16 protein-coding genes are annotated in these 14,414 nt (G+C 33.4%); all 16 read right to left on the reverse strand.

Annotated elements, in window-relative coordinates; genetic code table 11:
* Positions 1-3: 3 nt before the first annotated feature.
* The 16 genes from J7E67_RS13020 to J7E67_RS13095 all read right to left on the reverse strand — a co-directional run bounded on the left by J7E67_RS13020 (position 4) and on the right by J7E67_RS13095 (position 14,401).
* A complete protein-coding gene (locus J7E67_RS13020) occupies positions 4-651 on the reverse strand; it encodes an acyltransferase (RefSeq protein ID WP_251026747.1) in 648 nt (215 codons plus the stop codon).
* A 26-nt stretch (positions 652-677) separates the two neighbouring features.
* The gene (locus tag J7E67_RS13025) at positions 678-1,403 is read right to left on the reverse strand and encodes a glycosyltransferase family 32 protein (RefSeq protein WP_214715026.1); all 726 of its coding nucleotides are present in this window, start codon (positions 1,401-1,403) and stop codon (positions 678-680) included.
* Positions 1,404-1,433: 30 nt separating this feature from the next.
* Entirely contained in the window at positions 1,434-1,775 is a 342-nt protein-coding gene (locus tag J7E67_RS13030) for a helix-turn-helix domain-containing protein (RefSeq protein WP_214715025.1), read from the reverse strand.
* A 59-nt stretch (positions 1,776-1,834) separates the two neighbouring features.
* Entirely contained in the window at positions 1,835-2,950 is a 1,116-nt protein-coding gene (locus J7E67_RS13035; RefSeq protein WP_214715042.1) for a DegT/DnrJ/EryC1/StrS family aminotransferase, read from the reverse strand.
* Positions 2,951-2,998: 48 nt separating this feature from the next.
* The gene (locus tag J7E67_RS13040; protein WP_214715024.1) at positions 2,999-3,649 is read right to left on the reverse strand and encodes an acetyltransferase; all 651 of its coding nucleotides are present in this window, start codon (positions 3,647-3,649) and stop codon (positions 2,999-3,001) included.
* Positions 3,646-4,260 carry a sugar transferase gene (locus tag J7E67_RS13045; protein ID WP_214715023.1) on the reverse strand — a complete coding sequence of 205 codons (615 nt, stop codon included), beginning with the start codon at positions 4,258-4,260 and terminating at the stop codon, positions 3,646-3,648. The genes J7E67_RS13040 and J7E67_RS13045 overlap by 4 nt, the downstream gene beginning before the upstream one ends.
* A 38-nt stretch (positions 4,261-4,298) precedes the next feature.
* A complete protein-coding gene (locus J7E67_RS13050; RefSeq protein WP_214715022.1) occupies positions 4,299-4,442 on the reverse strand; it encodes a YwzD family small protein in 144 nt (47 codons plus the stop codon).
* A gap of 51 nt (positions 4,443-4,493) precedes the next feature.
* On the reverse strand, positions 4,494-5,561 hold the full coding sequence (locus tag J7E67_RS13055) for an EpsG family protein (RefSeq protein WP_214715020.1): 1,068 nt from the start codon (positions 5,559-5,561) through the stop codon (positions 4,494-4,496).
* Positions 5,562-5,588: 27 nt separating this feature from the next.
* Positions 5,589-6,497 carry a glycosyltransferase family 2 protein gene (locus J7E67_RS13060; RefSeq protein WP_214715018.1) on the reverse strand — a complete coding sequence of 303 codons (909 nt, stop codon included), beginning with the start codon at positions 6,495-6,497 and terminating at the stop codon, positions 5,589-5,591.
* Between the two features lie 25 nt (positions 6,498-6,522).
* Positions 6,523-7,641, reverse strand: coding sequence for a glycosyltransferase family 1 protein (locus J7E67_RS13065; RefSeq protein ID WP_214715016.1), 1,119 nt, complete (start codon positions 7,639-7,641; stop codon positions 6,523-6,525).
* Between the two features lie 11 nt (positions 7,642-7,652).
* A complete protein-coding gene (locus tag J7E67_RS13070) occupies positions 7,653-8,720 on the reverse strand; it encodes a glycosyltransferase (protein ID WP_214715013.1) in 1,068 nt (355 codons plus the stop codon).
* A complete protein-coding gene (locus tag J7E67_RS13075; protein WP_214732056.1) occupies positions 8,683-9,849 on the reverse strand; it encodes a glycosyltransferase family 4 protein in 1,167 nt (388 codons plus the stop codon). The genes J7E67_RS13070 and J7E67_RS13075 overlap by 38 nt, the downstream gene beginning before the upstream one ends.
* A gap of 26 nt (positions 9,850-9,875) precedes the next feature.
* Positions 9,876-10,754 carry a UTP--glucose-1-phosphate uridylyltransferase GalU gene (gene galU / locus J7E67_RS13080; RefSeq protein ID WP_214715011.1) on the reverse strand — a complete coding sequence of 293 codons (879 nt, stop codon included), beginning with the start codon at positions 10,752-10,754 and terminating at the stop codon, positions 9,876-9,878.
* 13 nt (positions 10,755-10,767) lie between these two features.
* Positions 10,768-12,594 carry a polysaccharide biosynthesis protein gene (locus tag J7E67_RS13085; protein WP_214715009.1) on the reverse strand — a complete coding sequence of 609 codons (1,827 nt, stop codon included), beginning with the start codon at positions 12,592-12,594 and terminating at the stop codon, positions 10,768-10,770.
* 429 nt (positions 12,595-13,023) lie between these two features.
* Positions 13,024-13,584, reverse strand: coding sequence for a CpsD/CapB family tyrosine-protein kinase (locus J7E67_RS13090; RefSeq protein ID WP_214715039.1), 561 nt, complete (start codon positions 13,582-13,584; stop codon positions 13,024-13,026).
* 85 nt (positions 13,585-13,669) lie between these two features.
* Positions 13,670-14,401, reverse strand: coding sequence for a YveK family protein (locus J7E67_RS13095; protein WP_214715007.1), 732 nt, complete (start codon positions 14,399-14,401; stop codon positions 13,670-13,672).
* Positions 14,402-14,414 lie beyond the last annotated feature (13 nt).

A 14,414-nucleotide genomic window follows, 5' to 3' on the forward strand; every position in this document is an offset into this window, starting at 1 on the left:
ACATTAAGCTTTCATATTTTCTAAGTTATTAATTTTAACTACTTTATTTGTTCGATTTAATGAAAAAGAACCGTTCTCTCTTTTGTTAAAAAATAATGTGTTTGCCGATACAGTTCCTTTTACAACACTCCCAGCTCCAATTACTACATTATCGCCTATATGTGTGTCTCTTAAGATAACTACATTGGAACCGATCCATACATTGTCACCAATGGAAACCTCTCCTCTTAACAGATGGTCACCACCACTTTTTTTATAATTATGGTCATGGTCATTAATACATACATTCGGGGCAATTTTTGTATTTTTTCCAATCGATATTCGTTTGACACAGTTTATATTACAATTATCATTAATGAATACATTCTCACCAATATTTAGCTCTCCATTAAAATCAATTCGGATGCTTGCGTTTTTTCTAATAAACGCAAATTTTCCGATATTTATGATAGAACTTTTATTAAAAATTTCTATTCTACTGTTTGCTTGTAATGAGAAAATGGATGATTTTATATTTCTGAAATAAATTAACTTATAAAAAAATCCCCTTAATACTCCTATTAAATGGGATAAATACATAATAAATGTTAAATAAATTCCTCGTTTTCTACATTCAGAAACAAGAACAGTAAAGATCTTCTTAAGTACCATGGGGAATTCTCCTTAAGGAATAAATTTCAGCGATTAATTCTCCTTAACCTTGCAATATTATTTCCGCCTATTATTTTAGACAGATATAATTTTATTTGACCTTTTATTTTTGCCCTCAGTGGCAGCCAGCTTTTATAAAAGTGGTGCATCGCATAAGTATTATCCGAGATAAAATTCCGGCAATTAATATAATCATATGGAGAAAAATAGGTTTGAGGATAAAAGACACCAAGTCCTTTAATCTCTTGATATTGACCATTTGGTTCCAAACCAACACTTTTTAAAATTTTTGTAATAACTGCTACATTGGTTAAATCATTATGGGTACCATTTTCTAGTATATATTTTTTATTTTTATATGATTCCAAAAATAACCTTATCAAGTTATTTCCTTTTGCAGCCCCAATTGTGCTAGTAGCAATAAAATTCTCTTGTTCAAACCCCCAAAATGAATCATGATGCAATAGATTGTCAAATGGTTTAAAAACCTCGACATCAGTATCTAAGTAAATTCCCCCAAAGTTATATAAAACAAATACTCTTACATAATCACTGACGAAAGCAAACTTTCCAGCTTCATATGCCTCTTTCACATAGGTATTTAAATTTATATCAAAGTTGGTTTCATTCCATTCTAAAATTTGATAATCTATTAAATTATTTTTCCAGCTTTCAATACATTTTCTGACTAATTCCGGTTTTTCTTTTCCTCCAAACCAACAGTAATGAATGATTTTAGGTATTTTATACATATAGTTACCTCAATTTTTGTTTTAGAAACTTTATTTTTTTGTTTCCAAATTTTGATTCTGCCACTTGATAAACTCTATCAAGGTTTTATATTCTTGTTTTTCAATTCCTGATTTTTTTAATTCATTTATAATTTCAATCCATTCTTTATCTTGTTGCTGGTGATATTCGTCAGTTGCTTCTGTTTTAAGTAGTACCTGCAGATCAATATTTAAAACATGCGCAATTTTTTTAATAACCTGGATTGAGGGATTTTGGTTTAGATTTCGCTCAATATTACTAAGGTAGGACTTTGAGATGCTGGCACGTTCTGCTAACTCTGATAATGTAAGACCTTTTTTCATTCGGATTTCATATATATTTCTTCCTATCATTGGCAACTACCCCGTTTTATCTTCTAAGATTTTCTTCTGTATTTATACGTATATTCATTCTAATTTACTTTAGCCAACATATTCTTAATAGAATTAATAATTCTAATTTGGTCTTCTTCAGTCATATTTGATCCAGACGGTAGACATAGTCCATTATAAAAAAGACATTCAGAGATATTCTCATTCTCACTGTGTTGAAAATATTTAACACCTTTGAAAACCGGTTGGAGATGAAGTGGCTTCCATACTGGGCGCGCTTCAATATTCTCTTCTGCAAGGTTTCTTATCAAGTCTCCAACTGAAACTCCTGCTTCTTCCTCGTTTACTGTAATAGCTGTCAGCCAACGATTAGAGAAAGTATTCTCTAATTCAGGCATGAATTGAATACCAGGAAGATGGGCTAATTCATGATAATATTGATTATAAACATTTCTTCTTGCTTCCACTCGTTCAGGTAATACCTCTAATTGAGCTCTTCCTACACCTGCTAAAATGTTACTCATTCGATAATTAAATCCGATATAACTATGCTGGTAATGTGGTGCAGGGTCTCGAGCTTGAGTTGCCAGAAAACGAGCTTTTTTTAATGCTGCTATGTCGTTTGAAACTAACATGCCACCACCTGAAGTAGTAATAATTTTGTTGCCATTAAAAGAATAGATTCCAAATTTCCCAAATGTTCCACTTGCCTTACCTTTATATGTCGAACCAAGGGACTCTGCTGCATCTTCAATGATAGGAACATCGTAATGATTACATATAGAAACAATTTCATCCATTTTTGCACTTTGCCCATATAAGTTCACAACAATGACTGCTTTTGGGAGTTTTCCTTCATATGAAGCATCTATAAATGCCTTTTCTAAAGCAAAAGGAGACATATTCCATGTTTCTGGTTCCGAGTCAATAAAAACTGCTTCTGCACCTTGATAAATAATTGGGTTAGCACTAGCAACAAACGTTAAGCTTGAACAAAATACTTTGTCACCTTTTTGTACGTCCAATAAAGAAAGAGCCAAATGAATGGCTGCAGTTCCTGAACTAACGGCAACAGCTTCATTGGCTCCTACATATTCTGCTATTTCTTTTTCAAAGGCATCAACATTTGGTCCAAGTGGCGCAATCCAGTTAGTATCAAATGCTTCCTTTATATACTTAAACTCATTCCCACTCATATGGGGTGATGAAAGGTAAATTCTCTTTTTAAGTGTTGTATTTAACAATTAGTTCACCTCCGAACTCATTTGATTAACTTTTTTAACCCTTGCAGGTATACCAACAGCTGTAGAATAAGATGGAATATCCGTAATAACTGTTGCACCTGCACCGATAATACTCCAATTTCCAATCTTAATATTTGGGATAATCGTTGATCCGGCACCAACATGTACCCCTTCAGCTATATGGACATTTCCAGTTAAGATGACACCTGGAGAAATGTGTGCAAAATCTCCAACAATACTATCGTGCTCGATAATGGAACTTGTATTTATAATAGTATGATTGCCAATTATAGTATCGGAGTTAAGTACTGAGTTAGGCATGATAACGGTCCCATGACCTATCTTTGCACTAGGACTGATTACAGCAGAACGGTGAATCAAGGTAGGAAAATATTCATCGGAAATATTTAGTCTCTGAGCAATGGATTGGCGAATCTTATTATCTCCGATCGCTATAACGAACTTAACATCAATAAAGTAATCAACTAATCTTTTAGCTGATGAAATAGGACCACAATAAGTATTGTCTATAAGACTTACATTGTCGTATTTGTCATCTAAGAATCCCACTATTTCATTTCCTTGATTAGATAAAATTGTATCGGATACCACATTACTGTGACCTCCACGGCCAACCACTACAATTTTCATCCATGTCCCCTTCCTATTGTCGAATTTGATCCTTTAAAACTTTCCATCGTGACTTGGCCTGGTTGGTTTATTCCTTCGGAAACCGCTACCTTATAGACTGTTAAAAATAAGATTTTCATATCAAGTAGGAAGGATCGATTATTTACATACCAGACATCTAATTCAAATTTTTCTTCCCAAGTTATTGCATTGCGTCCATTTATTTGTGCCCATCCGGTAATACCAGGTTTTACTTGATGACGCTTAGATTGTTCCTTTGTATATAGAGGAAGATACTCCATTAATAAAGGTCTGGGACCTACTAAACTTATGTCACCTTTTATTACATTCAATAGTTGTGGATATTCATCCAAACTATATTTTCTAAGGAATTTCCCAAATGAAGTAATCCTTAGATAATCTGGAAGTACTTTGCCATTACTATCTCTTTGATCTGTCATTGTACGAAGTTTGTAAAGGTAAAAGGGCTTTGCATTCAATCCGGGACGCAGCTGTTTAAATATGATTGGAGATCCTAGCTTTAATTTAACCAAGAATGCAAATATCAAGAATACTGGGAAAAGACAAATAAATATAACCAATGAAACTATTAAATCAAATGATCGCTTCATAACTAGCCATCCCCTGCTATTTTTCTCTAATTAATCATTTATCTTTTTTCTGACACTACTTGCTGTTTTATTTCTTCGATTAATTCTATAAGATTAATATTTTCGGATGTTTGACCCTTTAAGTAGATATTTAATAGTAATTCCTGAAATTTCTGCTGTGTTAACGTTACCGATATTTTCACTGTTCAAACCTCACTTAAAGAGATAAAAATCCTTTTAAATAATAAAGGCCCCTATAAATTTATATAATTACTTTTATAAATGATATTAAGTGATAATACATTCTCATAATAAAAGTAAATTAAGTAACAACCTAAAAGCCCATAATAAATTAATTTCCTATCCCTTTTAGAAAATAATTTAATAATCCATGAGATTAATATAAGGTTATAAAGGCCAAAGTATATATTAAATCTTGCAAATATCCAGTTTTGTGAAGAAATGACCATAAATACTATTCCTAGCGTAGTTAAATTAACAATATAATCACTTTTAGGCCATAATTCTCTTAGTCTCTCTTTTCCAAAATAGGCAATAATCAATGGGGCACCAGTTACAGCTACTCGTATTGAACTTGCTCCACCTTCGGAAAAATTACTATAGTGACCGTACTGGGTATCTGCAAGTGCACTAAATAACAGTGTTGAGAACTGATTAAACCCCGCTGCAAGTAAGACAGCTAAACCTAAAAGGGTAAAAGTTACCTTTGTCCATGCCTCCCTTCTTACAATGAAATAAATTGGAATAAAAATTAATGCTGTTTGGTGTATTGTTGATCCTAATAAAACTACAATCATAAACATCTTCCAATTACCATTTACGATAAATCTTGTAGCCGCAAAAACAATGGCTGCAGCTAAGAATTGTCTAATTCCATTCATTGAAACTGTATACATCCCAGCTGCTATATAAGCAAATAAACTTAATTCAATCATTCTAGAGTATTTAAATAATACTTGTACTATCAATACATTTGTAAATAATGCTACAGTAAAAATTAATAATTGAGGATCATGAGAAATTTTTTGTAAAAGTGCTTGCAAAATATTAAATCCAAAATCACCTTTGTAATTTATATTTTGTAGAGTGTAATCATTAATTTTGTAACTATACATATAAAAAAATGTGTCACCAATATTATTTCTAAGACCTGAAACGAGGACCAAAGAAATAATTGAGATAAAGATAAGTAGTTTATTTGGCTTAATATATGGAACATTAATGGCTAAAGGGCTGGAAAAATATCTTGCAAAAAAAGAAGAAAAATATACGACAATAAGATTAATCCATAAGATCTCCATAGGCTTAATCCTTTCGTTAATAATAATTCATAACTCACTACTTTTTAGAACCGTGGTTTTTCCAGTTTTTAATATATAAAAATATAAAGCAACTCCAAATGGTGACGCGAGAAGTGTGGTAAATTTATTCGGTGACTCAAACAAATATTTTGCATTTCTTAACATCAAATTACTTGATACGTAATGGATGGATTCTCTAAATCTTTCCCTGAATGAAGGAGCATACCTCATTGCTACCATTCTAAAAAAGGAAAAACTTTTTGGATTTTTTTTATACTGATTGATAATATTCATACTTGATCCATCTGGTAAATACTCTACAAAACAAAGGATTTCATTCAAAATAAGCAATGGATATTCTTGATCAATAAGAATGTATTTATAGCTTAACGGACAATATTTCTCACCTGGAAAGATAGGGTATGGCGGTGACTTTCGAGTTAATTCAGACCGGTAGACTAGCTTTTTATCACCCTTTACTTGCTGCTTAGCATATAAATTTGATAAAGTTGATTTGTTTAAATTCTCCGGCATTTTTGTGCCAATTACTCTTCCATCAGGACTGGCATCTAGGCCAACTATTCCTGCAAATCTACCACTTCCAAAATTCTTCCAAAATTCAGTAATTTTTTCAACTGCATCATCAGGCATATAATCATCGGAGTCAATACATACATTAAGTTCTGTATCAATGAGTTCATATGCTGTATTATGTGCACCATGCATACCAAGATTTTCTTGATAGTGGTAACGGATTGGAACTGTATTCTCTGTAATCCATCTTTTAACTAATTCTTTCGTATTGTCTGTAGAACCGTCATCAATAATCAACCATATAAAATCTTTACTTGTTTGCCTTTGTAGACTTTCATAACATAAATGAAGAGTATATGCTCGATTATAGGTAGGAGTAAAGACTGTAAGTATCGGTGTCATTTGATTCACCTCCAAATATCTCAAATTATCTTGCTTCAAATGAATAATAATCCGTATAATAATTTGATAGCCATTTAGCCATCGTTATAGAATCATAACCACTTTCCTTCAACTTTTCTGAAGTATCAGCATGTTCGTATGTAGAGTTTAGAATTTGTTTTGTCCAATATTCCGGGGACTTATCTAGACTGATGTATTCTACTCTTCCTGTAACATCACTTTCAAAAGTAATTGCATCTGATACAACACATTTTAGGCCTGCAGCCTGTGCTTCAACTAAGACTACTGGTAAACCTTCAAATAGAGAAGGAAAAAGAAATAAATCCATTGCTTGCATTAATTTTGAAATATCGCTTCTAACTCCTAACAATTTAACACGGGAGGATAAACCTAGGTTCACAATCTTCTTTTCAATTGATGGTCGTAAATGCCCATCCCCAACCAAAAGCAATATAACATCCTGGCGTTGTTGAAGAATAGCTTTAAAAATTTCTATAAGAAATTCGTGGTTTTTTTGTTTATTGAATCTTCCAATATGACCAATTACCAATTCATTTCCAATACCAAGTTCTTTTCTAATATTGTTTCTGGTCGTTTCGTTAAATTTAAACTCACTGACATTTACTGCATTGTTAAGAACCTTCATTTTTTTTGAAGTCGCAATATTATTGCCAAAGAGCCATTGCCCTGCCTTTTTCGAACAAGCAAAGTAATTGGTTGGGTTATTCTTCATAGTGAACCTAGCATATAAACGGAATGGGAGTTTTACATCAATTCCCAAATCACTTAAATGCGAATGGGCGATTCGACAAGGAATTCCTACCTTCTTAGCTGCTCTTAAAACAAAGCAGCTATTTTCGTTAATATGAGAATGAACCACTTTATATTCCATATGTTCTTTGAAGAAGTCATCAAGAAGCCTAAAATACAATCGATAATTACCTGGTTTAATTTGTGGCATTCGGTAGATCCTACCGCCTAGCTCCAATATCTCTTTATCATAGTGACCTTCTTCAGCGCGATGTACCATAAAATCAAATTGGACTTTTTTTCTATCCATTTGTCGATAGTAATTCATTAACATTGTTTCAAGACCACCACGATTCATAATCGTGACCACCTGAAGAATTCTAATAGGTTTCAAGCATCTTACCCCTATCTAATGATTTTTCTAAGAAATTCAATACAAACCAACATAAAATAAAACCCTGCAGCAAAGCGAACTTTTGCAAAAAAATAAAACACTCTCCAAACAAACGGAAATTTAGATAAATCTAATTGTTTAAATGATTGTCTTATTCGTTTTTCTTTCAAGAACATATTTATCCTTCTAATCTTCATAATGGAGGATGATAAATTGTCCTTACTAATTGTATTTAATCCAAGACCGAGTGTATTGAGACAAATGCGATTATTTAGAGCTAAATAGTAATCCTTGTTCATCTTTTTATCCCTTAAAAAATTTTCAATATACATAAAAAGGTACATCCACTGGTCCATTAATTTTGGTTTGTACCCCGATGTAACTGATGTACTATTCGCACGCCAATAATGATAATAAGGGCAATTTAAAAATAAAAAAGATTTTGCATAGTAAGCTGCTTCAATATTAAATAATGTATCTTCATTGGTACCAATTTTATTAAGGTCCATAAATTCAATGTTATTTTCCATTATTATTTCTGCACGATACAACTTTGACCAAACAGTACCCCATGCATCCAGAAATTCTGGATTTGCTATTTCTTCATTTATTGGACCAATTAATCTCCTCATAAAATTTTTTTTTACTTCTTCATCTTGATAACGAAACCTATTGGGAAGATTAAAATCTTTTATTTTTGAATGATTTTCAAACTCACGAATGTATGAACACATGACAATATCGATATTTTCACTTGTTGCATTTTTGTACATTTCCTCATACATTTCTGGATTCACCCAATCATCAGGGTCAACAAAGCCAATATATTCACCGGTTGCAAACCAAATCCCCTCATTTCTAGCAGAGGAAACACCACCATTTAGCTTTTCAATCACTTTAATTCGCGAATCCCTTATTTCATATTTTCTTAGGATTTTTAAGCTTGAATCATTTGATCCATCATTAACAGCAATAATCTCTATTTCTTGTAAAGTTTGGACTAATAAACTATCTAAACATCTACTCAAATACTTTTCAACATTATATATAGGAACGATTATGCTTACTTTTGGTCTCATTTGTGCCCTCCACCATATAAATTGAGTAGATATCTTTTAACTCCGTAAAAACTTTGGATAGTGAATATGTTTTCATTTTATTCGTTCCTGCTAAACCAAATTTTTTGCATAGTTCTTTAGATTTATAAACATCTAAGATTTTCAAGGAAAAATTTTTAGAATCATCAGTAAATAAAACATATCCATTTTTATCATTTTCAACTAATTCCGAGTGCCCTCTATTAATAGTCGCTATGACTGGCAAGCCACAAGACATTGCCTCCATAATATTTACTGGAAGTCCCTCTCTCAGACTAGATGCAACGGCTATATCACTCATCTTTAGCAGGTTTTCAATATCATTTCTAAATCCAAGAAAATGAATCATGTCATCAACCTTTAATGATTGTGCAATTTCTTTGCAATTATTTAAAAGATGCCCCTCACCTGCTAATAAAAGCCTTGCATTTGGCACTTCGTCTCTTATAAGTGCTAACGATTCAATTAACAATTTCTGGTTTTTGTTTTTATTAAATTCCGCTGCATAAAACATTAAAAAATCATTAGGCTTATAGCCTAATGATTCTCTTAACTGATTTTTATGTGACTCTTCTACTGGTTTAAAAATTTCAGTATTCACACCGACACCATGCACCTGTTTGATTGATTTTGCCTTAAATCGATGATTTTTAGCCAAAAGATAATCTTCTTGATTGATCGTAATGAGGCAATCTGTGAAAGATGACAAAAATTTTTCTAACGGATAATAAAGAAGCCAGTTTAGCAATGGTGCTCCTTTACAGAAATGAAAGCCATGTGCTGTATATATGACCTTTGTACCATGCTTTCTTGTATTCCTTGCAGCTAACCTGGTAAGGACTCCGCCCATAGGGGTATGGCAGTGAATAATACTATATTGGTGATCCTCGATAATTTTTTTCAGCTCATGATAAGCTTCTACATTCATTTTATGAAAAGGTGATCTTTGAACGGGAATAGTAAATTTCTTATCTACATAAGGAAGTTTCAATTCACCAGATGCTGCAACATGTACTTCCCATCCCTGTTCTTTAAACCATTTTAAATATGGTAAATGAAAAGCTTTAAAGTGATAATCCACTGTTGCACAGAACAGAACCCTCTTTTGCATTTTATCTTCCATCCTTTTTTATCGAACTACCTAATAAGCTCTTTTTCAAGAACAGATGAAAGGTAGTCTAATAACTGTGTCCTTAAATCTTCACGCTGTAAAGCTAATTCAATACTTGTTTGAATGAAGCCCATTTTTCCACCTACATCGTAGCGTACTCCCTCAAAATCATAGGCATATACAGCTTCATGTTGATTTAAAGCAGCGATAGCATCTGTTAGTTGTATTTCCCCACCAGCGCCAGGTTGTTGTTCACTTAATATGTCAAAAATTCTAGGACTAAGAATATATCGGCCAAGGATAGCGAGGTTCGATGGAGCCTCATCCTGTTTAGGTTTTTCAACTAAGCTATTTACACTGTAGAATCGATTATTAATATTCTTCCCATCCACAATTCCATACCTAGATACTTCATTGTCAGGAACTGTTTGAACCCCAAGAATGGATGCATTATATCTTTCATACTGGTCAATTAACTGCTTTAAACAAGGTGTTTGAGCTTGAACAATATCATCGCCAAGCAGTACAGCAAATGGTTCATCACCGATAAACTTGCGAGCACACCAAATCGCATGACCTAATCCTTTCGGTTCTTTTTGACGGATATAATGAATATCTACCATTTTCGAAGACTTTTGCACTTCATTTAAGAGCTCTAGCTTTCCTTTTTCCAACAAGTTTTGTTCTAATTCGAAAGAATTATCAAAATGGTCTTCTATCGCTCTTTTCCCTTTACCAGTTACGATAATAATGTCTTCGATCCCTGATTCAACGGCTTCTTCTACGATATATTGAATCGTTGGCTTATCCACAATTGGCAGCATCTCTTTTGGCATTGCTTTTGTTGCTGGAAGAAATCTCGTTCCAAGCCCCGCTGCTGGAATAATGGCTTTTCTAACTTTCATTTTATTAACTCCTTTAAACTGAGACTGATAATTTTGATTTTGGCTTTACTTTATAATTCGCAAGATCAATTAGCCTTTCCCTAATTTCGTCTTTATTTAGGCCTGAGTATGTTAGAATAATTTCCTCTATTTCTTGAATTAATAGGTCAGACGTTTTTCCAATATAAATCTTTGGATAAATTTGTTGCTCATGAACCTCATCTTCTTTTAATAATTCTTCAAATAGCTTTTCTCCAGGTCTAATTCCTGAAAATTCAATGCCAATTTCCTCAATAGTATTGCCTGAGAGTTTGATGAGGTTTTTAGCTAAATCAACAATTTTTACAGGGTCGCCCATGTCTAATACGAAAATTTCTCCTCCACTTGCTAGTGCCCCTGCTTGAAGTACTAACCTTGATGCTTCTGGGATCGTCATAAAGTATCGAACCATTTCAGGGTGGGTAACTGTCACAGGACCGCCTTTTTCAATTTGCTTTTTAAATAGCGGAATCACACTGCCTCTGCTTCCTAATACATTACCAAAACGAACGGCAACAAATTTGGTATTACATTCATTGTCCATATGTTGGATAATCATTTCGGCAAGCTTTTTTGCTGCTCCCATTACACTGGTTGGATTCACAGCTTTATCTGTTGAGATCATCACGAAGGTCTTCACTCCAGTCCAGCTGGCAGCATTTGCAACATTCATTGTCCCAATGATGTTATTCTTGACCGCCTCTTCTGGGTTAGCCTCCATTAAAGGTACATGCTTATGAGCCGCCGCATGATAGACAATATCAGGTTGGTATGTACTCATAACCGACATCAATTTCTTCTCATCTTGTATATCCGCAATCACTGGAATGAATTCAATTTCAGTATGTTTATTCGCTTCCTTTAATTCCATTTCTATCGAATATATACTATTTTCACCATGTCCTAATAAAATAAGTTTCTTTGGATTAAAAATCGATATTTGCCGGCAAATTTCCGATCCAATCGACCCTCCTGCACCAGTAACTAAAACGACCTTATTCGTGATATTATCTGAAATACTATTCATATCTAGTTCAACTGGTTCTCTTCCAAGTAAATCCTCTACTTGTACATCACGAAATTGACTTACTGACACTTTCCCTGTCATTAAGTCTTCCAGCAAAGGTAAAATTTGTGTTTTAGCATTTGTTTTGGCACATTCCAGAAAAATAGTATTCAACTTTTTTTTACAAAGTGATGGAATGGCAATCACTATATTTTCAATATCATTTTTCGAAACTACCGTCTCGATTTTGTTGATGCCTCCAACCACGGGGATTCCTAAAATATCAAGCTTATGCTTTTTTACATCATCATCGATAAATGCCACTGGCAATAAATCCGCCTCATTATTTTTTAATAATTGCCTTGCAACCATGGTTCCTGCAGATCCGGCACCTACGATGAGCGTTCGTTTTTTATTATCGATTTTATTAAGCTGTGAATCCCTTAGCATTCGCCAACAAAAACGTGAACCTCCAATGAAAGACATATTCAGTAACCACGTTACTGCCAAAAGACGGACAAATATTTCCTGAACAATTATTTGTTGGACAACTGCTGCAACAAAGATTGAAATTGACACTATTTTTAAAATACTTAGCAATTCTCCCACACTGGCATATTCCCAAGCTTTTTTATACAAATGAAATTTAAATGACAGCGAATAATGACTTAATAAAATGACAATTGAACTTAACACAATATGAAAGTTAATAACCTGGATAGTTCCATCCACTAAAAAACAACTACCAAAAATAGCCGTTAAAACGATACATGAATCAACAAAGATAAAGAAAGACATTCGTTGTCGATAAGTCATAATTTTTCTCCTTTCCAAATTCAATTGACTCTACGATGTCTTTGCTTGATCGCATTATCTATTAGTCTCTTAATATCTTCTAGTTGATCTTTTGTTGCCTCTTGCTTGATATACCTAACTGCTTTTTTAATTGATTTGGGGAAGCGATCAATATTCATGTCATAACTCCTTCAATTTAAAATGGTTAAGTAAATGTACTTTGTTCAAAAGAACACATACTTAACCATTTTATTTAATGTGGGGCATCTAACCCCTCCTCACATCATACTATCGACGACTAGCGTCTAAGGTTCCCTGACCCACAGTATGACCGAGTGCCTCCATTGATATTGGAAAGGAGACATCTCCAAATTTCACTCAACGATAAAAAATACATTTTTGTTTCTAATAACGAACAAAAATATTAAAAAAATTTCTAATTTAATAGGACTATTGATTTAAAACTGCTCCTACAACCTTTGCTTTGGCATACTTAAGTACTTTTTTTGCTTCGGCCGCTTTTTCTAATTTCGTTTTACCACTTTGAATTACTAGTATGACTCCATCACATTGGTTTGCAAGTAGCTTAGTATCTGTAACCTCTAGCACTGAATTAGAATCTATTATAATAACATCGTAATTTTGTTCTGCCTTTTTAAGGAGATCCTGCATCATCTGTGAACCGATTAATTCAACTGGATTAAATGGAACCACACCGCTTGATAAGAGATCTAGCCTCCAAACTTCAGTATGATAAACAGCCTCAGAAAAGGATAATCTACCTGTCAGAACATCCGTTAACCCCTCCGCATTGGCTGTTTTGAAGAAGGAATGTAAAGCCGGCCGTCTTAAATTAGCATCTATTAAGAGAACTTTTTTCTTCTGCTGAGCCATTGAGACAGCAAGGTTTGTTGCAACCATAGATTTCCCTTCTCCATCACTGGATGAAGTAATTAAAAAAGTGCGACTTTGCAGCTCGGACATCATGAACTTAATATTAGTATGAATCATTCTGAACTGTTCAGATATTATTGATTCGGGATGAGAGTATGTAATGATCGTTTTTTTCTTTATTGATGACTTTCTTCTAAATTTATTAAAGATCAATATTCTCACTCCTAGTTTCAAGTTCAAACTTCATACTTTTTGTTTTCTTCTTTACCATTCTTTTGTTTACTTTTGGGATTCTCCCTAATACAGGAAGACCAAGTAAGGATTCGATATCGTTTTCTTTTCTTATTTTGTCATCTAAAGACTCCAATAAAAATGCTATCCCGATGCCAATTGCTAAACCACCAATAATTAAAAATAGGATTTTATTATTATTTTTAGGATTAATAGATATTGTATTAACTTTAGCTTTTGATAATAAGCGAACATAATCTTTACCAACTATATTCGGTACCTCATCCCTGAAAATTTGAGCAGTCGTATCAGCTATTTTTGCTGCCTGACTTGGATCAGGATCTACCACACTAATACTCACTACCTGAGACGATTCAACGCTCGCAACAGTAATTTGTCCTGCTAGGGCTTCCGCAGATCTCGTTAGCCTTAGTTTTTTTACAACTTTTTCTAAAATAACCGAGTCTTTCACAATAACCTGTAGGGTTTTCCTTGATTCTTCATCTGCCCCGATGATAATTCTTGAAGAGGACATATACATTGGAGTTACGGAGGTATTATTTAATAGCACTCCCACTATTCCAGCTAAAACTGAAACCAATGCAATGATCCAAAAACGCCTTTTTATTACTGCAAATAACTCTTTTAAATTAATTTCCTTTGCTTTTTTTCTGTCACCATTACTTTCATTTAAGCTATTCATTAAACCACCTTTT

The organism is Bacillus sp. ISL-46 (genome assembly GCF_018613205.1).